Source organism: Corallibacter vietnamensis (assembly GCF_039537875.1).
In the GTDB taxonomy this organism is placed as follows: domain Bacteria; phylum Bacteroidota; class Bacteroidia; order Flavobacteriales; family Flavobacteriaceae; genus Corallibacter; species Corallibacter vietnamensis.
The window spans coordinates 25,817-47,633 of sequence record NZ_BAABBI010000005.1 but is presented as its reverse complement, the minus strand read 5'-3'; the positions used below and the strand labels follow the sequence as shown (position 1 = coordinate 47,633).

General features: G+C 32.9%; 21 protein-coding genes. 12 read left to right on the top strand and 9 right to left on the bottom strand.

The genetic code is table 11. The annotated features are described in order from the left end of the window. The 5 genes from ABD690_RS12250 (at position 1) to ettA (ending at position 3,458) form a co-directional block, all read left to right on the top strand. A complete protein-coding gene (locus ABD690_RS12250; protein ID WP_344730872.1) occupies positions 1-285 on the top strand; it encodes a GNAT family N-acetyltransferase in 285 nt (94 codons plus the stop codon). Positions 286-290: 5 nt separating this feature from the next. Next, a complete protein-coding gene (locus ABD690_RS12245) occupies positions 291-728 on the top strand; it encodes a MarR family winged helix-turn-helix transcriptional regulator (protein ID WP_129760218.1) in 438 nt (145 codons plus the stop codon). Between the two features lie 27 nt (positions 729-755). Then, positions 756-1,481, top strand: a complete 726-nt coding sequence (locus ABD690_RS12240) for a pirin family protein (protein ID WP_344730871.1) — start codon at positions 756-758, stop codon at positions 1,479-1,481. Between the two features lie 100 nt (positions 1,482-1,581). Beyond that, positions 1,582-1,764, top strand: a complete 183-nt coding sequence (locus ABD690_RS12235; RefSeq protein ID WP_103052245.1) for a CAL67264 family membrane protein — start codon at positions 1,582-1,584, stop codon at positions 1,762-1,764. Positions 1,765-1,766: 2 nt separating this feature from the next. Next, positions 1,767-3,458 (top strand): energy-dependent translational throttle protein EttA, encoded by a 1,692-nt coding sequence (gene ettA / locus ABD690_RS12230; RefSeq protein WP_129760209.1) that lies wholly within the window; start codon positions 1,767-1,769, stop codon positions 3,456-3,458. A 30-nt stretch (positions 3,459-3,488) separates the two neighbouring features. Here ettA and ABD690_RS12225 read toward each other — a convergent pair whose 3' ends face one another. Together ABD690_RS12225 and ABD690_RS12220 are read right to left on the bottom strand one after the other, a co-directional pair. Then, positions 3,489-3,734, bottom strand: a complete 246-nt coding sequence (locus ABD690_RS12225; protein WP_344730870.1) for a hypothetical protein — start codon at positions 3,732-3,734, stop codon at positions 3,489-3,491. Between the two features lie 159 nt (positions 3,735-3,893). After that, positions 3,894-4,910 (bottom strand): formimidoylglutamase, encoded by a 1,017-nt coding sequence (locus ABD690_RS12220; protein ID WP_344730868.1) that lies wholly within the window; start codon positions 4,908-4,910, stop codon positions 3,894-3,896. A gap of 127 nt (positions 4,911-5,037) precedes the next feature. On the opposite strand from ABD690_RS12220, the gene ABD690_RS12215 reads away from it, so the two are divergent. Beyond that, positions 5,038-5,925, top strand: coding sequence for a chromosome partitioning protein ParA (locus ABD690_RS12215; protein WP_344730867.1), 888 nt, complete (start codon positions 5,038-5,040; stop codon positions 5,923-5,925). Between the two features lie 115 nt (positions 5,926-6,040). Here ABD690_RS12215 and hutI read toward each other — a convergent pair whose 3' ends face one another. From hutI to fumC, 3 genes are all read right to left on the bottom strand, one after another. Further along, a complete protein-coding gene (gene hutI / locus ABD690_RS12210; protein WP_344730866.1) occupies positions 6,041-7,279 on the bottom strand; it encodes an imidazolonepropionase in 1,239 nt (412 codons plus the stop codon). Between the two features lie 82 nt (positions 7,280-7,361). Then, complete coding sequence (locus ABD690_RS12205; RefSeq protein WP_344730865.1) at positions 7,362-8,780, bottom strand: T9SS type A sorting domain-containing protein; 1,419 nt, start codon at positions 8,778-8,780, stop codon at positions 7,362-7,364. Between the two features lie 26 nt (positions 8,781-8,806). Further along, complete coding sequence (gene fumC / locus ABD690_RS12200; protein WP_344730864.1) at positions 8,807-10,204, bottom strand: class II fumarate hydratase; 1,398 nt, start codon at positions 10,202-10,204, stop codon at positions 8,807-8,809. Positions 10,205-10,449: 245 nt separating this feature from the next. Between fumC and ABD690_RS12195 the strand changes: the two genes are divergently transcribed. Together ABD690_RS12195 and ABD690_RS12190 are read left to right on the top strand one after the other, a co-directional pair. Beyond that, on the top strand, positions 10,450-11,091 hold the full coding sequence (locus tag ABD690_RS12195) for a peroxiredoxin (RefSeq protein ID WP_344730863.1): 642 nt from the start codon (positions 10,450-10,452) through the stop codon (positions 11,089-11,091). Between the two features lie 102 nt (positions 11,092-11,193). Continuing rightward, positions 11,194-11,523, top strand: coding sequence for a hypothetical protein (locus ABD690_RS12190; RefSeq protein ID WP_344730936.1), 330 nt, complete (start codon positions 11,194-11,196; stop codon positions 11,521-11,523). A 136-nt stretch (positions 11,524-11,659) separates the two neighbouring features. On the opposite strand, the gene ABD690_RS12185 is transcribed toward ABD690_RS12190, so the two are convergent. The 3 genes from ABD690_RS12185 to prfB form a co-directional block, all read right to left on the bottom strand. Continuing rightward, positions 11,660-14,074 (bottom strand): TonB-dependent receptor, encoded by a 2,415-nt coding sequence (locus tag ABD690_RS12185; protein ID WP_344730862.1) that lies wholly within the window; start codon positions 14,072-14,074, stop codon positions 11,660-11,662. Positions 14,075-14,182: 108 nt separating this feature from the next. Beyond that, entirely contained in the window at positions 14,183-14,524 is a 342-nt protein-coding gene (arsC, locus tag ABD690_RS12180; RefSeq protein ID WP_344730861.1) for an arsenate reductase (glutaredoxin), read from the bottom strand. A gap of 9 nt (positions 14,525-14,533) precedes the next feature. Then, a protein-coding gene (gene prfB / locus ABD690_RS12175; RefSeq protein WP_344730860.1) for a peptide chain release factor 2 occupies positions 14,534-15,644 on the bottom strand; the annotation gives its coding sequence in 2 pieces (ribosomal slippage) (positions 14,534-15,580 and positions 15,582-15,644; 1,110 coding nt in all). A 99-nt stretch (positions 15,645-15,743) separates the two neighbouring features. On the opposite strand from prfB, the gene ABD690_RS12170 reads away from it, so the two are divergent. Then, on the top strand, positions 15,744-16,769 hold the full coding sequence (locus ABD690_RS12170) for a threonine aldolase family protein (RefSeq protein WP_344730859.1): 1,026 nt from the start codon (positions 15,744-15,746) through the stop codon (positions 16,767-16,769). A gap of 6 nt (positions 16,770-16,775) precedes the next feature. Here ABD690_RS12170 and ABD690_RS12165 read toward each other — a convergent pair whose 3' ends face one another. After that, positions 16,776-17,099 carry a YbaB/EbfC family nucleoid-associated protein gene (locus ABD690_RS12165; protein WP_344730858.1) on the bottom strand — a complete coding sequence of 108 codons (324 nt, stop codon included), beginning with the start codon at positions 17,097-17,099 and terminating at the stop codon, positions 16,776-16,778. An 87-nt stretch (positions 17,100-17,186) separates the two neighbouring features. On the opposite strand from ABD690_RS12165, the gene ABD690_RS12160 reads away from it, so the two are divergent. The 3 genes from ABD690_RS12160 to capB all read left to right on the top strand — a co-directional run bounded on the left by ABD690_RS12160 (position 17,187) and on the right by capB (position 21,763). Beyond that, a complete protein-coding gene (locus tag ABD690_RS12160; protein WP_344730857.1) occupies positions 17,187-19,247 on the top strand; it encodes a S9 family peptidase in 2,061 nt (686 codons plus the stop codon). Positions 19,248-19,323: 76 nt separating this feature from the next. Continuing rightward, the gene (capA, locus tag ABD690_RS12155; RefSeq protein ID WP_344730856.1) at positions 19,324-20,364 is read left to right on the top strand and encodes a cysteate synthase; all 1,041 of its coding nucleotides are present in this window, start codon (positions 19,324-19,326) and stop codon (positions 20,362-20,364) included. Positions 20,365-20,503: 139 nt separating this feature from the next. Beyond that, positions 20,504-21,763 (top strand): cysteate-C-fatty acyltransferase, encoded by a 1,260-nt coding sequence (gene capB, locus ABD690_RS12150; protein WP_344730855.1) that lies wholly within the window; start codon positions 20,504-20,506, stop codon positions 21,761-21,763. The last annotated feature ends 54 nt before the right edge of the window (positions 21,764-21,817 follow it).

Here is a 21,817-nt window from a genome sequence, read left to right as displayed (position 1 = left end):
ATGAACATCCAGCAAGAAGACGATACTAAAAAAGGTGCTTTTTACATAGAGCAAGATGCGAAACGAATAGCTGAAATGACTTACGTTTATGCAGAAGAAAAAAAGATTATTATAGAGCATACCGAAGTAGACGCAAGCTTAAAAGGTCAAGGCGTTGGTTACAAACTAGTAGATGAAGCTGTAGCATTTGCAAGAAAAAAATCATTAAAAATTTTACCGCTTTGTTCATATGTAGCAGCTGTTTTTAAAAAGAAAGCGGATGATTATAATGATGTAAAAGCCTAACAACTATGGGAGATATTTCAAAAGACGTTAATTCCTCGTTTAAGGATAACCGTACAAAAGCGCTGATTAATATTTTGTATACAGCCAATTGGATTACTGGAAAACAAAATACATTTTTTGCAAAGTTTGGGTTGTCACCACAACAATACAATATTTTACGCATTTTACGTGGTGCAGATAAACCATTGACAATGCAAGATGTAAAATCAAGAATGATAGACAGAGCGCCAAATGCCACACGATTGGCAGATAAGCTTTGTGCAAAACAACTCATTGAGCGCATTCCTTCTGAAACAGATAGACGCGTGGTACAAGTTGCCATCACCAGCGAAGGATTAAAACTTTTAGAAGATATATCAGACAATTTTAATGATGATTGGCTTAAAAATATCACAGAAAAAGAAGCATCACAATTAAGTGATTTATTAGATAAATTAAGATAAAAGGGGAAACCCAGAAAGGATAATAAAATGAAAACAATAGTTCATAAAGCGGGTACAAGAGGATTTGCAAATCACGGATGGTTACAAGCCAATCATTCATTTAGCTTTGCAGGTTGGTTTAATCCAGAGCGCATTCATTTTGGAGCGTTACGCGTATTAAATGATGATGTTATTGCACCAAAAATGGGTTTTGGAACACATCCGCACGATAATATGGAAATTATCACCATTCCTTTAAGTGGCGAGCTTAAACATCGCGATTCTATGCATAACGAATGGCAATCTGTATTACCAGGTGAAGTGCAAGTAATGAGTGCAGGAACTGGTGTGCAACATTCCGAAATTAATGGTTCGGTTGATTCGCATTTAAGTTTGTTTCAAATATGGGTAATACCTAACAAACAAGGTGTTTCACCACGTTATGACCAAAAAACATTTAGTGATTCTGAAAGGAAAAATAAACTACAAACCTTGGTGACATCTATTGATGATAATCATGACGGAAGTTTAAAAATGCATCAAGATGCTAAACTATCTCGCATTGATTTAAGTCAAGGTGAAACGTTTACCTATAACCTAAAAAGTAGTAATCATGGTGTTTACGTAATGACTATTTATGGAGACATTATTATAGGTGATCAAAACCTTGAAACAAGAGACGCTATAGGTGTTTCAGAAACCGAAAGCTTTTCAATAGAAACAAAACAAGATTCTGAATTGTTATTTATTGAAGTTCCTATGATTACTCTATAGTCGTTTAAAACATGATTAAGCTAAAGCATCACATTTGTGATGCTTTTTTGTTTTAAAAACACGATATTTGTATTTGCTAACTAAAAATAAAGATTAAGAAATGGCAATGAATAAAAATACAGTGTTGGCTTGGGCCACATGGATTATGATTTTTGTAGGATTAGGTTTAATAGGACTAGGAGCTTTTCGCTATGACGATGTTGCAGGTTGGGGATTTGCTGCTGTTGGTTTTGGCTTTTTCTGTATTGCTTGGGTGTTTAATGCATTAAAAGGAAGAGTATAATTATGAGCGACGATAAAAAAGTAATTTTTTCAATGTCTGGTGTTACCAAGACATTTCAATCGGCTAATACGCCAGTGCTTAAAAACATTTATTTAAGCTTCTTTTACGGAGCTAAAATTGGTATTTTAGGTCTTAACGGTTCTGGTAAATCTACATTATTAAAGATTATTGCAGGCGTTGATAAAAACTATCAAGGCGATGTGGTTTTTTCACCAGGATATTCTGTTGGTTATCTAGAGCAAGAACCACAACTAGATGATGAAAAAACAGTGATGGAAGTAGTGCGAGAAGGTGCTGCCGAAACTGTAGCTATTCTAGATGAATACAACAAAATAAACGATATGTTTGGTTTGGAAGAAGTGTATAGCAATCCTGAAAAAATGGAAAAGCTTATGAACCGTCAAGCCGAATTACAAGATCAAATAGATGCTTCCAATGCTTGGGAATTGGATACCAAATTAGAAATTGCCATGGATGCGTTGCGTACTCCTGATGGCGATAAAAAAATAGGTGTACTTTCTGGTGGTGAGCGTCGTCGTGTAGCTTTATGTCGTTTATTACTACAAGAACCAGATGTATTACTTCTTGATGAGCCTACCAACCACCTGGATGCAGAATCGGTACATTGGTTAGAGCATCATTTAGCGCAGTATAAAGGAACCGTTATCGCTGTAACGCACGATAGATATTTCTTGGATAACGTTGCAGGTTGGATTTTAGAACTCGATAGAGGTGAAGGTATTCCTTGGAAAGGGAATTATTCATCATGGTTAGACCAAAAGTCTAAACGTATGGCTCAAGAAGGAAAAGCAGCTTCAAAACGTCAAAAAACATTAGAACGCGAATTAGAATGGGTGCGTCAAGGTGCAAAAGGACGTCAAACCAAGCAAAAGGCGCGTTTAAAGAACTACGATAAATTAATGAGTCAAGACCAAAAACAACTTGACGAAAAGCTTGAAATTTACATACCAAATGGACCACGTTTAGGAACCAATGTTATTGAAGCAAAAGGTGTAAGTAAAGGTTATGGCGATAAGTTATTATACGAAGATTTAAACTTCAATCTACCTCAAGCAGGAATTGTAGGTGTTATAGGGCCAAATGGTGCAGGTAAAACCACAATTTTCAGAATGATAATGGGTGAAGAAACACCAGACAAAGGTGAGTTTGTAGTAGGTGATACTTCAAAAATTGCTTATGTAGACCAAAGTCATTCTAATATAGATCCTGAAAAAACCATTTGGCAAAACTTTAGTGATGAGCAAGAATTGGTGATGATGGGAGGAAAGCAAGTCAATTCTCGTGCGTATTTAAGTCGTTTTAATTTCTCTGGAAGTGAACAAAACAAAAAAGTGAAATTACTATCTGGAGGAGAGCGTAACCGCTTACATTTAGCAATGACACTAAAAGAAGAAGGAAACGTACTACTTTTAGATGAGCCTACAAACGACCTTGATGTAAACACGTTACGTGCACTAGAAGAAGGTTTAGAAAACTTTGCTGGTTGTGCTGTGGTTATTTCTCACGACCGTTGGTTTTTAGATCGTATTTGTACGCACATATTAGCTTTTGAAGGTGATAGCCAAGTCTACTTCTTTGAAGGTAGTTTTAGTGATTACGAAGAGAACAAGAAAAAACGTTTGGGTGGCGACTTAATGCCGAAACGAATTAAGTATAAAAAATTAGTTAGATAGATAAAAAAGCCTGCAAAATGCAGGCTTTTTTTAACGATTCTCATAAAGATGACCTTCGGTAAAGTCTTTATATTTTTTATTTTCATCATCAAGCTCAATTGATGTACTTAAACTGTTTAAGCGGTCATTTTCTTGTTTTAATTTATAAGATTTTCGAACTCCTAAAACTAATAAAATCAAGAAAAAAAATATGGTGATTGATAATGCAGTTATAATACCATATCCTTTAATTATAAGAAATTGTTTTACTGAAAATAATTGATGAAATAAATACATCGCAGGATTTAGATTGGGTTAATAGCAGATCAAATATAGGGATTATTTTCAATTAAACAACAGATTGTTGTTTTTTACCATTCTGTATACCAGGTTTGTAGGCTTGTTTTGTTATCAGGATATTTATGACAAAATCATTAATTGAGGTTGAGATTTAACTTATAAATTAGCTTTAATAAAATCTGTAATTAAATACGTAATTAGTTTACCAACTTGGTTTTCAGTTTCAGGCGTTGGTGCAGCTTCGCAAATATGTAAATAAGCTGCTTTTTTTTGATTTCCAAAGAAGTGAACAAATCTTCTAGCTTTATTAACACTAAACCCAGAAGGTGTCATTGCGCTACTAGGTGTATTTTGTATAGCATCACAGTCTATTTCTATACCAAAACTAGAATCTGATATATGGTTTAATCCGCGTTCCATTTCAGTTTTGAATTTTAATTCTTTTCTTACAGATATAGCTTCAAAAGTGTTATAAGCAATAGTTTCTGTATTGTTTAATGTTTTAAAAATCTCTTTTGAAGTGTAATTTTCATGAAGTCCAAAAATGAAATAGTTTTTCAAAAAGCCATCAGCATTTGCGTAAGAAAACCCGTTACCACTATGTCTACCTTCTTGACTTCTATAATCAGTGTGGGCATCAAAATTTATCACATTTATAGGTTTTTTTAAAGCAAGAGCAGTTCCTTTTATATTGCCATAAGCATTATTATGACCACCGCCAATAACAATAGGTATTTTGCCGGCCAAAACAATTTGTTCTACAGTATAAGCAACATGTTTGTCTATACTAGACACAAGCTTTCTGGATTTCATAATGTCTTTCTTACTGTTTTGCCGTAATTCTGATAGTTTTTTTAACTCTTTTTCAAAATTTAAATAACCCAAAATCAAAACCTTATCAGCATGATTTGTATGATTACTTTGTATGTTTAACAAAACTTTAAGTGTCGCTTCCCAAGCTCTTGAAGTCCCTTGTTTTCCGTAGTTTCCAAAAACACCAACATCTTCAGGAATACCTAAAATCACATATTTGACGTCTAAATTTGTAAGCTGTTCGTATATATTGGAAATGGCAGGTAACAAGTGTATGTTATCTCCAAATTTGGATTCGCCTGGTCGTTTGTTTACAAGCGTTTTTTTTGTAGTATTGTTAAATAAGACTAGTTTATCCATATGTAGATTTTAATTGTATATAAAATTACAGTTAATTTAGTTAAACAATAAAAAAACAACATTAAAAATTAAGATTATTGGTCAGAAAAAATACACTTGACAATAAATTTTTTAAAAACAAGTAATTATGGAAAATAACAAAAGTAATTTAGGTTTAAAAGTCGCTTTAGGTATCGCTTTAGCACTTTTTTTAGGTGCAGCTTTTTACTCTTTTGATTTAGTGAAAGAAAAGAAAGAAACCGTAGCTCAGTTGACAAAAGAAAAGCAACTAGTAATGAAAGACTTAAGCAATATGGCAAAACAGTATGATATTGCTATTGGAGACAATGAAGTTGCAAATGCCAAGTTGGTAGAAGCAAAAGATCGTATTAATGGATTGATAGATTCATTAAAAATATCTGAAACTAACGTACAAAGTTTATGGAGATATAAATCAAAATATTTATCTCTTCAAAAAGAAATGGACGTTTTACTAACTGAAAATGATAAACTAAAAATTGAAAATGAGTTATTAGCTACGTCTTTAGATAGTACAAAAGTACGTCTAGAAGAGCGAACAATGTTTACAGATTCATTATTAGTTCAAAATACTGAATTAGCTACTGTAGTAGAAAATGCAGCAGTTTTAAACACAGTAGGATTAAAAGGTTTTGGTGTCATAGAAAGAACTTCAGGAAAACTAATTCCAACTGAAAGAGCTAGACGATCAGATAAAATTAGAGTTTGCTTTACGGTTGCTAAAAACAGTTTAGTACAAGCTGGAGATCAAGAGCTTTATGTACAGGTTATAGACCCAAATAACAATACATTAGGTGCTAACGAACAAATAGCTTTTGACGATGATAAAACCTTAAATTATAGTTTAGTAAGTAAATTCAATTACGAAAATAGTAGTTTAAATGTTTGCGAGTTTGTAGCTCCTAGAACAGATGACGGATTTGCTGAAGGTAGATATGTTGTAAACGTTTTTAATAATAAAGGATTAGTTTCTGCTACAGAGTTTACTCTTAAATAAGAAATGTTTGATTAGTCATTTGAATTTTTTGAAAATATATCCATAGAACATTTCAATTATATAATTTTAATGACAAAAACCCGAAAGTAAAGCTTTCGGGTTTTTTTATTTGTAATTATGATATTTCTACGCCATTAATGATCACCGTTTCTATATGATTATTTCCAAAAGCATATGGTAAAAAGTGATAGCTAGGTATTTCTTTTGTGATGATAACATTAGCTTTTTTTCCTCTACAAATACTTCCATACATATTACTAACTCCCATTGCATAAGCACCATTAATTGTTGCTGCATTTATAGCTTCTTCTGGTGTCATTTTCATTTTTATACAAGCAGTACTTACTACAAAATTCATATTTCCACTTGGTGTAGAACCAGGGTTATAATCGGTTGCTAAAGCAACAGGCAAGCCAGCTTTCATTAATTTTCTTACTGGCGAATAAGGAATGCTTAAAAAGTAGGAGCAAGAAGGTAAAGCTACAGGCATAGTGTTACTGCCTTTTAAAGCTTTAACATCATCGTCTGATAGCTCTTCTAAATGATCTACAGATAAAGCATTGTATTTAACACCAAGCGCAACACCACCAAAAGCATTGAATTGGTTTACATGAATTTTTGGTGTAAGTCCGTGAGCTAAACCAGCTTTTAAAATACGTTCGGTGTCTTCAAGTGTAAAATAGCCTTTCTCGCAAAATACATCAATGTAATGAGCAAGCTCCTCTTCGGCTACTTTAGGAATCATTGAATTAACTACCAAGTCTACATATGCTTTTTGATTGTCTTTATAAGCTTTAGGAATAGCATGTGCACCAAGAAGCGTGGCTTTTACTTTTACTGGAAACTCTTTTTTAAGACGTTTTATAACACGTAGCATTTTAAGCTCGGCATCAACAGTAAGCCCGTATCCAGATTTTATTTCAATGGCTCCAGTGCCTAACTTTATAACTTCTTTTAGTCTTTTTACAGATTGGTTATAAAGTTCTTCTTCGCTTGTGTTCTGTAGTTTTTCGGCAGAGTTAAGAATTCCACCACCACGATTGGCTATGTCTTCATAACTTAAACCGTTGATTCTATCTACAAATTCTTGTTCTCTATTACCAGCATAAACAATGTGTGTGTGCGAATCGCACCAGGTAGGTAATACTACTTTTCCTGTAGCATCAATTGTTTTATCTGCTTGAATGTTTTCACAATCTTCCATTTTACCATATTCTACAATGGTATCATGCTCTATAAGTAGGTAAGCATTTTTTATGGTTGGAAGTTCTTTCATGTCAGCACCACTTACTTTTAGTACATTGGTTTCTCTGACTTGAATTAGCTCTTTTATATTTTTGATTAAAATTGACACAGGTTGTTTTTTTAATGGGTTAATTGTAATAAAAAACGCCAACAGAGATTGTTAGCGTTTTAAATATACTATTATTTTTAATTTACTCTTTTATGAATTTAAAAGCTTTATCACTATTACTAAATTTCAGGATATAAATTCCATGAGATAATTTAGATATATCAATAGACTTGTTTTCAGATAGGTGAGTGTTTAATACTTTTTTTCCTAATACGTTATAAACAGTAGCGATACCTATATTAGATAAATTTGTTTTAATATGTAAAATGTTTTTTGCTGGATTAGGATATATACTTAACCCCTTGTTTTTTAAATCTTCATTTATAGAAAGTGATTCTAATTGGTTTTTAATCCAATAGACACCATCTCCAGCGCTGTTATAACCAGCCGAAGCAATATCTAAATCACCATCATTATCGAAATCATTTATAGTCATAGAAAACACTTGAGATTGTGTTCCAGATCCATCAACTGTTCCTTCAGCTTCAAAAGTAGTTGGGCTAGTGCCATCACTTTCAAACCAAACAATATCATTAGTGCCTGTAGCACTTCCGTTACTAACTACGAGGTCATTATCACCATCATTGTCTAAATCTACAGATTCAACTATAGCAGAACTTGGTAAGGAAACTGGAATAACTATTTTTGTATAAGAACCATCTCCTTCTTTTTTATACCAAGCAAGATCACTATAACTATCAGTCGCTAGAATATCTATAGAGCCATCGTTATCAATATCTGCAAAATTAACATCAAGTAAATATTGGCCTGAATTTGTTACGTTATTACTGTCAATAATAAATGTTGGAAAACCGCTTTCTGTTAGTTGGTTATAGAATACCTCAATGACACCAGGAGGAGAATAAGGAGCTGTAGATATAACAACATCTAAATCATTATCACCATCAAAATCCTTTATATCAAAATCACCAGCTCCAGACAGCCCTGACGCAATAGTTTGTTCTGTACCAAAGTTGCCAGAACCATCATTTGAAAACCAAACAAATTTATTATCGTTAAAACCAGCAACAATAACATCTAAACCAATATTGCCATCAATATTTGCAGCGTATACGGCTCCAGCTCCATTTATATTATTAGAAATGACGTTTTCAGACCCAAAATTTCCAGAGCCATCATTAGCATACCAAACCAGTTTGTTTCCATCAAAAGAGGTAGCTAGTATGTCATCACCATTAATGCCGTCAATATCAGCCAAAAATAATCCAGAAACTTGAGTTAAGGAAGAGACTTCAACAGCTGATGCGAAAGTGCCGTTACCATTATTTTTGTAATGTAATACTTTGTTTCCATATAATAGCCCAACAACAAGGTCGGGAAAAGAGTCACCATCTAAATTTCCAGATGCTATAGCATAAGGAGTGGATCCTGGAGATGCATCTATAGTTATTATAGGAGAAAATGTTGTAGAATCTGATTGAGATTGTATAGTTAGTATACTAATTATAAATAATAAAATAGTCAGTAGTTTTTTTTTCATAATTTGAATTTATATATGGATTTGAATTATTTTAAACTACCTACCATGTCTTCTGGTTTTACCCAAGCATCATATTCTTCAGCAGTTACATAGCCTAAATTAATAGCTTCTTCTTTTAATGTTGTTCCGTTTTTATGAGCAGTATTAGCTATTTCTGCAGCTTTATAATATCCTATTTTGGTATTTAAAGCAGTAACAAGCATTAATGAGTTGTTTAGTAATTGTTTTATCACACTGTGGTTTGGTTCAATTCCAGAAGCACAATGATCATCAAAACTAGCACAAGCATCTCCAATTAATTGAGCAGACTGTAGTAAGTTGGCTGCCATCATAGGTTTAAATACGTTAAGCTCATAATGTCCTTGTGTACCACCTACGGTTACAGCTACATCATTACCCATAACTTGTGCACAAACCATTGTTAAAGCTTCACATTGTGTAGGGTTTACTTTCCCTGGCATAATAGAACTTCCAGGCTCGTTAGCAGGAATAATAATTTCTCCAATTCCAGAGCGTGGCCCTGAAGCCATCATTCTAATATCATTGGCTATTTTATTTAGAGATACAGCCAATTGTTTTAAAGCGCCATGTGTTTCAACTAATGCATCATGAGCAGCAAGCGCTTCAAATTTATTTCCAGCAGAAACAAAAGGAAGGTTAGTAAATTTAGCTATGTATTCAGCAACTAATTCTGCATAACCTTCAGGCGTGTTAAGTCCTGTTCCAACAGCTGTGCCACCTAGAGCTAATTCAGCAAGGTGTGGTAAAGTGTTTTCTAAAGCTTTTAATCCGTGATCTAATTGCGACACATAACCAGAAAACTCTTGTCCAAGGGTTAGTGGTGTTGCATCCATAAGATGCGTACGACCTATTTTTACAACATCTTTAAAAGCGATAGATTTTTCATGTAATGTATTTCGTAGTTTAATAACACCTGGAATGGTTGTTTCAACTACTTTTTTATAAATTGCAATATGCATTCCTGTAGGAAATGTGTCATTTGATGATTGTGATTTATTTACATCATCATTAGGTTGAATAGTTTTTTCGCCTTCACCAATAACTTTACCAGCTATTTGATGTGCTCTATTTGCAATAACTTCATTAAGGTTCATATTACTTTGCGTACCAGAACCAGTTTGCCAGATTACTAAAGGAAATTGATTATCATGTTTTCCTTCTAAAATTTCATCACATACTTGAGCAATTAAATCACGCTTTTCTGAAGAAAGGACTTCTAGTTCACAGTTAGTATACGCTGCTGCTTTTTTTAAGTAAGCAAAACCGTATACAATTTCTAAAGGCATAGAAGCTGCATTTCCAATTTTAAAGTTGTTTCTAGAACGTTCTGTTTGTGCTCCCCAAAGTTTATCAGCAGGTACTTTAACCTCGCCCATTGTGTCTTTTTCTATTCTGTATGTCATAATATGTTTTGTTTTGTTTTAACAAGCGCTAAAGTTACAATTTTTGATTGTTTTAATAGCTTGGTTTTTTATAGAAAAAATAGTTTGCAGCTCATAATTTCTTTAGTAAATACTGCATAATATGAAAAATCATCTATAACTGAATAGTTGTAATGCTTTAATCATAAAAAAATCACAAAAAAGTTAATTCCTACTAATTTAGTAGATTATTGCTTATTTTTACAGTCCAATAAAAAATAAACATTATGTCTACAATACGATTAGGTGATGTTGCGCCAAATTTTACAGCACAAACATCACAAGGAGAATTAGTCTTTCATGACTGGTTAGGAGAAAGCTGGGGAATATTATTTTCTCACCCAGCAGATTATACTCCGGTATGTACAACTGAATTAGGAACAGTTGCAAAATATAAACCAGAGTTTGATAAACGAAACGTTAAGGTTGCAGCATTAAGTGTTGATGGATTAGAATCTCACAAAGGCTGGATTAGTGATATTAACGAAACTCAAAATACTACTGTGAATTTTCCCATTATAGCAGATGAGAATAGGGAAGTATCAGCACTGTATGATATGATTCACCCAAATTCTGATGCTAATGCTACAGTAAGATCAGTTTTTGTTATTGCTCCAGATAAAACAGTAAAGCTAATTATAACATATCCAGCATCAACTGGTAGAAATTTTGATGAGCTTTTAAGAGTTATCGACTCACTGCAGCTTACAGCTTATCATAAAGTAGCAACTCCTGCCAATTGGAAAAATGGCGATGACTGTGTTGTTGTACCAGCAATAGCTACTAGTGATATTCCAAAACATTTTCCTAAAGGATACACAGTAGTAAAACCTTACTTACGTTTAACACCACAACCTAATTTGGATTAGGAAATTCAATAAAAAAGCATCATAGTGTTTATTATGGTGCTTTTTTTTGTTTGAATAATAAATTAATGGCTTGAGTAATAAAAACACTTATCTATTAATAATGTGTTAGTTAATTATCGAAACACTATAATTAATGTATTTACAACGACACTATTTCTAAAAAATGTTGATTATCCTGTTAATAATTTTGAAATTGCTGTTGTAAAAGAAAACACTTTATCTTATCTTTGCAGTAAATTAATAATACAGCCAATTATGTTCGATTTTGATCAATATTTAGGATTTTTAGCATTTTTAACCATTTTAACCATTGGTTTTTGGGTCATGATATTTTTATTAACCTTTGTTATTCCTTACTGGATTGGCGGAGCATTAATTGAGCGTCTTAAAGAGATAAAAGAAGAAAGAAAAGCTAAACGTGCTGCGCACTAAAGATTTTCTTTATAAATATAAAATATAAAAGGAAACCGTAGAGGTTTCCTTTTTTTATGCGCTTTATTAAAGTTTATAAAATAAAAAACGCTCTAAAAATTTAGAGCGTTTTTTATTTTTATGATGAGAATATATATTATCCTTCAAACTGCATATCATCACCACCATCACTATTTCTTTCACGGTCTTGACGATTTTTTTGTTGATTAAATCTATAAGTAAATGATAGGTTAAAGCTACGTTTTCTCCATTGAAATTCGCTTTCACGATTAAACGTTTCTGTAAAAGAATCTGTTTGTCGTTTTCTGCTATTAAATAAGTCATTAACACTTAACGCAATTGAGGCATTGTTGTTAAATAAATCTTTGCTAAACGCCATATCTGTAGAGAACATACCTTTAGATTTGTTTTGAGCATCTTCACGAGGACCTCTATAAAACAAACGTGTTTGCCAATCTATATTTCCTGGTAAGGTATATTTGTTATTAAAGCGTACAAACCAGCTTAAGTTTTCATTGTCATAAACTACATTGTTATAAGTTCCTTCTGTAGAAGATTGGAATAAGTTAAAGTTACCATTCATATTCCAGTTTTTTGTAGGTCTATAAGTTAAAGTAAACTCAAAACCGTAACGGTCTTCACTTGATAGGTTTACCGGTGTACTTAAAACAACAGGAACAGGAACACCATCAACGATAGTTGTAGTACCAGAATCTATAGTTATGAAAGTAAACACATCTGTTGCATGTTGAAAATATATTGAAGAGTTTAAGGTTAATTTTCCAAATTTATTAAGGTAACCAAAATCAAAAGAATTAGAGTAGGTAGGGTCTAAATCTGGGTTTCCTTGAAATAGGTTAGTGGCACTACTTCTTGAAGGAAAAGGATTGATAAATCTAGAACGAGGTCTTCTAATTCGTCTGTTGTATCCTAAAGTTAAACTTTGGTTTTCAGTTAACTCATAACCTAAATTAATGGTAGGAAAGAAACCAGTGTAATTTTTCTTCTCTAAATCATTAGATGTTAATTGCTCTACTGTAACACGCGTATCTTCCATTCGTAACCCCAATAGGTAAGAGAATTTGTCTTTTATTTTATTACCATATTGCGCATAAACAGCATTTACGTATTCCTTATAAATAAGGTTGTTACTTGTTTTTCTGTCTAAAACAAAACCACTTCCGTTATTTAACTCTAATGCATAATCTGTATCAGATGTATTAAAGTTACCACGGTAACCTAATTCAAATTGACTAGATTCATTTAGTGGGTGAACATAATCTGCTTGTAATAAAACACGGTCTTCAGACTGGTATGTGGTTACTCTTTCAGAATCTATATAGTTTTGTTGAATAGAGGCAAACTCATTTTCATTAGAATTTTCATATTGAAAATCTGCAGTTAGTTTATGCTGACTGTTTCCATTAAATTGTTTATCAAAGTTTAATGAATATTGTATTGTTTTATCATCTTCTGTTTCAAACTCTAAACGTGTTGAATTACTAGCTTCACCAAGCCCGTTAATTAGGTGACTTTGATTTGTAGTCAAATCATCATCGTCACTTTTTCTGTAAAAAACAGCTCCTGTTAATGAAGCAGAGTCTGTAATGTACCACTCTACACCAAAGTTTGTATTGATACCCTTTCTTTCTCTATCAAAATCACGGTATTCATTTAGAAAACTATTTGGGTCATCACCATTGAAGTATTCTGTTTCAGTAGTTGATTCTCCTGGAGATTCTCTATAGCTAACACCAGTTGTATTAAAAAAGTTGAAATCTCCTGTTCTATAATTAATATTACCAGAAAGCCCTGCTTGATTTGGATACCCAGCATTGGCAGTTATGGCACCGTTTAAACCTTGAAGTTTACTACGACGTAAAATAATATTTAAAATACCAGCAGTACCTTCAGCATCATAACGAGCCGATGGCGATGTGATAACTTCAACACGCTCTATTGATTCAGCAGGTAGCTGACGCAAAGCATCGGTAGAATTTAATCCAACTAAACCAGATGGTTTACCGTTAATAAGTATTCTAACGTTATCTTGTCCTCTTAAGGCTACATTTCCTTCAACATCAACAGAAACAGAAGGAACGTTATCTAAAACATCACTTACTGTGCCACCACGAACGGTAAGGTCTTTACCTACGTTATAAATCTTTTTATCAAGTTTTATATCTACGGTTGTAGTTTCGGCAATAATTTCTACTTCGTCTAAAGCTTCAGAACCAGCTGAAAGCCCTATGCTTCCAAGGTTTTTATCTGTGGTAAGGTTTTGATTATTAAGTGTTATTTTTTCAAAACCAATAAATTCTACAGAAACATTATAAGTACCACTAGCAACAGAAATATTAAATTTTCCATTTTCGTCAGTGATGCCACCTGTAGCAATACGATTTTCGGCTTTATTAAAAAAAGAAACAGTAGCATACTCTAGCGGTTGCTTGGTTTCTTTATCGTAGACTATTCCTGAAATAGTTACATCATTTTGTGCGGTTACAAAAGATAAGGATAATGCAAATAATGCAAATAAAAATTTGGTCATGGTTTGTTTTTTGCTTTAAGACTGCAAAAATAGACCTAGGTTTAGTCGGCTTTGGTTAAAAGTTTGTTAAATAAAAAACCTTGGCTGTTAAACCAAGGTTTTGAATTTTTATATAATGTTTTTTATAGTTTCTGGTGGGCGTCCTATTACAGCTTTGCTATTGTTTGTAACTATTGGACGTTCAATAAGTTTTGGGTTTTTTATCATGGCAGAGATAATTTCGCTATCTGATAAATCTTTTCCTTTATAGTCAGATTTCCATATGGCTTCATTTTTTCTAACAAGTTCTATAGGTTTAATATCTAAAAGGGTGATTAAACGTTTTAGTTCTTCTTCTGAAGGTACATTATCAAGGTATTTTATAATTTTAAATTCTTTTCCGGAATTTTCTAAAATTTCTAGCCCTTGTCTAGATTTACTGCATCTTGGGTTGTGGTATATGTTAATCATATATGTATATTATAAGGTTTGAGATGAATCTTCTTTTTGTCCCATCATCATTAAATAAGCTTTTAAAAACGGTTGAATGTTTCCGTCCATAACAGCATCTACATTTCCGGTTTCTTGTCCAGATCTAACATCTTTTACCAATTTGTAAGGATGCATCACGTAGTTACGAATTTGACTTCCCCATTCAATTTTCATTTTTTCAGCTTCTATATCATCACGTTGTGCTAATTGCTTTTGCAACTCAATTTCATAAAGCTGTGATTTAAGCATTTGCATAGCTCTAGCTCTGTTATCATGTTGAGATCGTGTTTCTGAACATGAAATTTGGATGCCTGTGGGTTTGTGTGTAAGCTGAACTTTAGTTTCTACTTTGTTGACATTTTGTCCACCAGCACCACTAGATCGGGCTGTGGTAATTTCAATATCAGCAGGGTTAATTTCAATTTCAATTGTATCGTCAACAAGCGGATATACATATACTGAAGCAAAGCTTGTATGTCGTTTCGCATTACTATCAAAAGGAGAAATACGAACCAAACGGTGTACACCATTTTCTCCTTTTAGCCATCCAAAAGCAAACTCTCCTTCAATCTCTAAAGTAACCGTTTTAATACCAGCAACATCACCTTCTTGATGGTTAAGTTCTTTTACTTTAAAACCATTTTTTTCTGCATACATTAAATACATGCGCATAAGCATACTTGCCCAATCACAAGATTCTGTGCCACCAGCGCCAGCGGTAATTTGTAAAACGGCGCTTAAGCTATCACCTTCTTCAGAAAGCATGTTTTTAAACTCTAAATCTTCAATAAGATTTTTAGCTTTTTCAAATCTACTTTCAACATCCTCTGCAGTTGCTTCTTCTTCTTTGTAGAATTCGTATATAACTTCTAAATCTTCTACAAGTGTTTTTGATGTATTATAATCTTCTACCCATTTCTTTTTTGAACGTAGAGATTGCATAACAATTTCGGCAGCTTTAGAGTCGTTCCAGAAATTAGGGTCAAATGTTTGTTCTTCTTCGTTTTGAATTTCGATGAGCTTGGCATCTATGTCAAAGATAGTGCCTTAGTTTGTCAAGGCGGGTGTTAAGATCTTTTATTTGATCTGAAGTAATCATACAATAATATTTATGTGAAAGACAAAAATAAAATTAAAAAAGAGTCTTATAAAATTTAACTTGAATTAATTTTATAGTTTTATGCTTTAAAATAAACTCATGATAATAGATTTAAGAAGCGATACAGTAACAAAACCAACAAAAGGCATGTTAACAGCAATGATGCAAGCCAAAGTAGGAGACGATGTTTACAAGGAAGATGAAACCGTTAATTTGCTTGAGAAACGTATTGCTGATATGTTTGACAAACCCATGGCACTATTTTTTCCTAGTGGTACTATGGCAAATCAAACAGCTATTAAGTTACATACACAGCCTGGAGAACAAGTAATATGTGATAAATATGCACATATTTTTAATTACGAAGGTGGCGGCGCTTCTTTTAATAGTGGTGTATCATGCAAGCTTATTAATGGTGATAGAGGTATGTTTACTGCTAGTGATGTTGAAAAATCTATTAATCCGCCAGATTTTTATCATAGTCCATTAACATCATTAGTTGCAATAGAAAATACAACCAATAAAGGTGGAGGCGCTTGTTGGGATTTTGATGAGTTAAAAAAAATAAAAGCTGTTTGTAATGCACATAATTTAGGATATCATTTAGATGGAGCAAGATTATGGAACGCGTTAGTTTATAAAGGGGAAACAGCAAAACAATATGGCGATTTGTTTAATACTATTTCGGTGTGTTTGAGTAAGGGTTTGGGTTGTCCTATGGGATCTGTATTGGTAGGCGATGAGCCCTTTATGAAACATGCTATTAGAGTACGTAAAATTTTAGGTGGCGGAATGAGGCAAATGGGATTTGCGGCTGCAGCAGGACTTTATGCATTAGATAATCATTTAGACAGATTGCAAGAAGATCATGAAAAAGCAAAAGAATTAGAAACTGTTTTAACTACGCTATCTTACATACAAAAAGTAGAACCTGTAGAAACTAATATTGTTATTTTTGAGTTGTCTGATACTGTAGATGCAGCTTTATTCAATAAAAAAATGCATGATAATGGTATTTTAATAAGTGACATGGGAGAAGGTAAAATGCGCCTTGTTACCCATTTAGATTATACCAATATCATGCATAATAAAATGCTAGATGTATTAAAAACACTTACATTTTAGTGTATATTATTTAAACATATCCATTCCTGGAATATTAGGCATGCCATCTTTTGCTACAGCAGCAATTTCTGTTTCATTTACTTGTGTAGCTCTAGCTATAGCTTTGTTAAGTGTTAATACAAGATAGTCTTCAAGTTGTTCTTTATCTTCAAGAAGTTCGTTGTCTATTTCAATGTTTTTTATGGCTCTGTTTGCTGTAAGGGTTATTTTTAATTTTCCGTCATTACTAGCTTCATCAATTAGTACGGTGTCTAAACGTTTTTTAGTTTCTTCAACTTTTTTCTGGGTTTCTTTAAGTTTGCCCATCATTCCCATAAGATCTCCAAACATGATTTTATTTTTTTAATTATTCACAGCAAAGCTATTTAATTTTATATTTTTGATAGCTATAATTAATAATAAAAAATATCCCTTTTTTTGAAAAACTTAAAGCAAGCTCCAGTCGCAAAAAAGATACCACACGAATTAAAAATACATAATGATGTTCGTGTGGATAACTACTTTTGGTTGAATGATAGAGAAAACCCTGATGTTATAGCATATTTACAAGCAGAAAACGCTTATACAAAAGATGTCATGGCTCACACAGAAGACTTTCAAAAAAGCCTTTTTGAAGAGATGAAAGCTAGAATTAAAGAGGATGATAGCTCTGTGCCTTATAAGCTAAATGGTTATTGGTACATGACACGTTTTGAAAAAGGTAAAGACTATCCAATATATACAAGAAAAAAAGAATCTCTCGATGCTGAAGAAGAAGTTTTGTTTGATTGTAATGAAATGGCAAAAACACATGCGTATTTCAAATTAGGAGGTATTTCTGTTAGTCCAGATAATACCATGGCAGCTTTTTCTACAGATATTGTGAGTAGACGTCAATATAGTATTCAAATTAAAAATTTAGTAACAGGAGAAATTTATTCAGATAAAATTGAAAACACTACAGGCTCTTGTACTTGGGGAAATGATAATAAAACACTGTTTTATTCAAGAAAAGATGATGTAACCTTACGATCACATAAAATATATAGGCACATCATACATACAAATATGGCCGATGACGTAGAAGTGTTTCATGAAGAAGATGACACATTTAATACATACATATATAAAACTAAATCACGAAAATATTTAGTAATAGGTTCTTCCAGTACATTAACAACGGAATACAGGATTTTAAATGCTGATACACCTCAAGCAGATTTTAAGCTATTTCAAAAGCGTGAACGAGGTTTAGAATATGCGATATCTCATTATGATGATGCGTTCTACATTATAACTAATAAGGATGAAGCTGTTAATTTCAAGCTGCAAAAAACAAGTGAGAAAACTACAGAAAAAGAACATTGGGTTGACGTTTTACCTCACAGAAATAACGTTCTCCTAGAAGATATAGATATATTTAAAGATTATTACGTGGTAAGTGAACGTGAAAATGGTTTAAATAGACTTCGAATTATAAGTTGGAGTGGAGATGAAGATTACTATCTACCTTTTGATAGTGAGACTTATACAGCTTATACAGGTAGTAACCCAGAATTTAATACCGATGTACTTCGTTATAGTTATAATGCACTTACAACACCAAGTTCAGTAATTGATTATAATTTCAAGACTAAACAAAAAACAGTATTAAAAGAGCAAGAAGTTCTTGGTGGAACTTTTAATAAAGAAAATTATAAATCAGAACGTGTTTGGGCTACAGCTAGAGACGGCGTAAAAGTACCAATATCATTAGTTTATAATAAGAATACAAAGTTAGACGGTAATGCACCATTATTATTATATGCCTACGGTTCTTATGGCTCTACTATAGATCCCTATTTTTCAAGTATCAGATTAAGCTTATTAGATCGAGGTTTTATTTATGCCATAGCGCATATTAGAGGCGGAGAATATTTAGGTCGCGATTGGTATGAAACTGGAAAGCTATTACAAAAGAAAAATACGTTTTATGATTTTATAGACTGCTCAAAATATCTTATTCAACAGCAGTATACTTCAAGTAGTCATTTATATGCATATGGAGGTTCAGCAGGAGGATTGTTAATGGGAGCTATTATAAACTTAAACCCCGAACTATATAAAGGTGTTATAGCAGCAGTACCTTTTGTAGATGTTGTAACAACCATGTTAGATGATTCTATACCATTAACAACAGGAGAATATGATGAATGGGGAAATCCTAATGATGAAACATATTATAATTATATTAAATCATACTCACCTTATGATAATGTTGAGAAAAAAGCATACCCTAATATGTTAGTAACTACAGGACTACATGATTCTCAAGTGCAATACTGGGAACCTGCAAAGTGGGTAGCTAAATTACGAGACCTAAAAACCGATAAAAATAAGTTGCTTTTTCATATAGATATGAATTCAGGTCATGGTGGAGCCTCTGGGCGTTTTGAAAGCTTAAAAGAGGTAGCTTTAGAGTATGCATTTATATTAGATTTAGAAGGAATTTATGTGTAGTCAAAAAAAAAAATGTATTTTTGCGAGGTTTTAGGCTACAAATAGGATAATTATTGTAGCTATCTAAAAAGCATTTATGGGACAAGACAAACAAGTTTTTGATAATGTATTGGATTTAGTGGGAAACACACCACTAATTAAGTTAAATAACATAACAGCTTCTTTAAAAGGAAATTACTACGCAAAAGTAGAAGCTTTTAATCCAGGGCACTCTTCAAAAGATAGAATCGCTCTTTACATTATTGAACAAGCCGAAAAAAAAGGTATTTTAAAACCTGGAGATACAATTATAGAAACAACTTCAGGTAATACCGGTTTTAGTATAGCAATGGTTAGTATTATCAAAGGATATCAGTGTATTTTAGCTGTTAGCTCAAAATCTTCACCAGATAAAATAGATATGCTAAAAACTATGGGAGCAAAGGTATATGTATGTCCAGCTCACGTAAGTGCCGATGACCCTCGCTCTTACTACCAAGTAGCAAAACGTTTACACGAAGAAACAAAAGGATCAGTTTATATAAACCAGTATTTTAATGAGCTTAATACAGATGCACATTATCATAGTACTGGACCAGAAATATGGAATCAAACAGATGGGAAAATCACGCATTTAATTGCGTGTAGTGGAACAGGAGGAACTATTTCAGGAACTGCAAAATATCTTAAAGAGCAAAACCCAAATATCAAAGTAATAGGCGTAGATGCTTACGGTTCTGTTATTAAGAAATATCATGAAACCCAAGAGTTTGATGAAAAAGAAATATACCCTTACCGTATTGAAGGTCTAGGGAAAAACCTTATCCCAACAGCTACAGATTTTGATGTGATAGACGAGTTTGTAAAAGTAACAGATGAGGAAAGCGCACATACTGCAAGAGAAATAGCAAAAACTGAAGGCCTTTTTGTAGGTTATACTTCAGGAGCAGCTATGCAAGCAATAAAACAACTTAATGAAGAAGAAACCTTTAACGACAATGATAAAATTGTTGTTATCTTCCCAGATCATGGATCACGTTATATGAGTAAAATATACAGTGATAAGTGGATGAATGAACAAGGGTTCTTTGATAGCGTTAACGCTGAAAAAGCAGAAACAATAGAATTCGTTAAATAATAACTGTAAATACATGTGTAGCTAGCTTTATCATTGTAAAGTTAGCTATACTTTTTTGTTAATAATAGAGCATTAAATTATTATGTTCTGAATATTAAAATATCTAATTTTGTATCCTACTAACTAGATTAATGGCTATATGAAAGATTTATTTGATAAAATATATAGAGATAAAGGACCTTTAGGAAAATGGGCTTCTCAAGCAGAAGGCTATTTTGTATTCCCAAAACTAGAGGGAGAAATATCTAATAGAATGAAATTTCAAGGTAAAGAAGTAATTACTTGGAGTATCAATGACTATTTAGGATTAGCAAATCACCCCGAAGTACGTAAAGTAGATGCTGAAGCTGGAGCTGCTTATGGTTCGGCTTACCCTATGGGAGCTAGAATGATGTCAGGTCACACAGAGTTGCATGAGCAACTTCAAAATGAACTAGCTTCGTTTGTAAATAAAGAAGCTGCTTATTTGCTTAACTTTGGTTATCAAGGAATGGTATCAACAATAGATGCTTTAGTATCTAAAGATGATATTATTGTTTATGACGTTGATGCACATGCGTGTATTATTGACGGTGTGCGTTTACATATGGGAAAACGCTTTACTTACAAGCATAATGATGTTGAAAGTTTAGAAAAAAACCTTGAGAGAGCTACCAAAATGGCTGAACAAACCGGAGGAGGAATTTTAGTGATTTCTGAAGGTGTATTTGGAATGCGTGGTGAGCAAGGTCGTTTAAAAGAAATTGTAGCCTTAAAAGAAAAGTATAATTTCAGGTTTTTTGTTGATGACGCTCATGGTTTTGGGACATTAGGAAAAACAGGAGCAGGAGCAGGAGAAGAGCAAGGAGTTCAAGATGGTATAGATGTTTATTTTGCAACTTTTGCAAAGTCTATGGCAAGTACAGGAGCTTTTATTGCTGCAGATCAAGAAATCATAGATTATTTAAAATACAACTTACGTTCTCAAATGTTTGCAAAATCACTACAAATGCAACTTGTAGTTGGAGCCTTAAAGCGTTTAGAGATGTTAAGAACAATGCCAGAGCTTAAAGCGAAGCTTTGGGAAAACGTTAACGCATTACAATCTGGACTAAAAGAACGTGGCTTTGATATAGGAACAACTCAAAGTTGTGTAACACCTGTATATTTAAAAGGAAGTATTCCTGAAGCTATGGCTTTAGTAAAAGATTTACGTGAAAATTATGGAATTTTCTGTTCTATTGTTGTGTATCCAGTAATACCTAAAGGGTTAATACTTTTACGTATGATTCCTACTGCTACGCACACTTTAGATGATGTAGAGGAAACACTTAATGCGTTTTCAGCAATTAGAGATCGTTTAGAAAACGGTACTTACAAAAGATTATCAGCAGCTGTTGCGGCAGCTATGGGACAATAATAAATAAACAAATTTTTTGAGGTATTATTTATAAATAAAAAATCCGATGATTTC

Bases quoted from the DNA above. Each gene is read 5' to 3' on its own strand.
- ABD690_RS12250 (WP_344730872.1), top strand. From the start codon at position 1: ATGAACATCCAGCAAGAAGACGATACTAAAAAAGGTGCTTTTTACATA.
- ABD690_RS12245 (WP_129760218.1), top strand. From the start codon at position 291: ATGGGAGATATTTCAAAAGACGTTAATTCCTCGTTTAAGGATAACCGT.
- ABD690_RS12240 (WP_344730871.1), top strand. From the start codon at position 756: ATGAAAACAATAGTTCATAAAGCGGGTACAAGAGGATTTGCAAATCAC.
- ABD690_RS12235 (WP_103052245.1), top strand. From the start codon at position 1,582: ATGGCAATGAATAAAAATACAGTGTTGGCTTGGGCCACATGGATTATG.
- ettA (WP_129760209.1), top strand. From the start codon at position 1,767: ATGAGCGACGATAAAAAAGTAATTTTTTCAATGTCTGGTGTTACCAAG.
- ABD690_RS12225 (WP_344730870.1), bottom strand. From the start codon at position 3,734: ATGTATTTATTTCATCAATTATTTTCAGTAAAACAATTTCTTATAATT.
- ABD690_RS12220 (WP_344730868.1), bottom strand. From the start codon at position 4,910: ATGGATAAACTAGTCTTATTTAACAATACTACAAAAAAAACGCTTGTA.
- ABD690_RS12215 (WP_344730867.1), top strand. From the start codon at position 5,038: ATGGAAAATAACAAAAGTAATTTAGGTTTAAAAGTCGCTTTAGGTATC.
- ABD690_RS12205 (WP_344730865.1), bottom strand. From the start codon at position 8,780: ATGAAAAAAAAACTACTGACTATTTTATTATTTATAATTAGTATACTA.
- fumC (WP_344730864.1), bottom strand. From the start codon at position 10,204: ATGACATACAGAATAGAAAAAGACACAATGGGCGAGGTTAAAGTACCT.
- ABD690_RS12195 (WP_344730863.1), top strand. From the start codon at position 10,450: ATGTCTACAATACGATTAGGTGATGTTGCGCCAAATTTTACAGCACAA.
- ABD690_RS12185 (WP_344730862.1), bottom strand. From the start codon at position 14,074: ATGACCAAATTTTTATTTGCATTATTTGCATTATCCTTATCTTTTGTA.
- arsC (WP_344730861.1), bottom strand. From the start codon at position 14,524: ATGATTAACATATACCACAACCCAAGATGCAGTAAATCTAGACAAGGG.
- ABD690_RS12170 (WP_344730859.1), top strand. From the start codon at position 15,744: ATGATAATAGATTTAAGAAGCGATACAGTAACAAAACCAACAAAAGGC.
- ABD690_RS12165 (WP_344730858.1), bottom strand. From the start codon at position 17,099: ATGTTTGGAGATCTTATGGGAATGATGGGCAAACTTAAAGAAACCCAG.
- capA (WP_344730856.1), top strand. From the start codon at position 19,324: ATGGGACAAGACAAACAAGTTTTTGATAATGTATTGGATTTAGTGGGA.
- capB (WP_344730855.1), top strand. From the start codon at position 20,504: ATGAAAGATTTATTTGATAAAATATATAGAGATAAAGGACCTTTAGGA.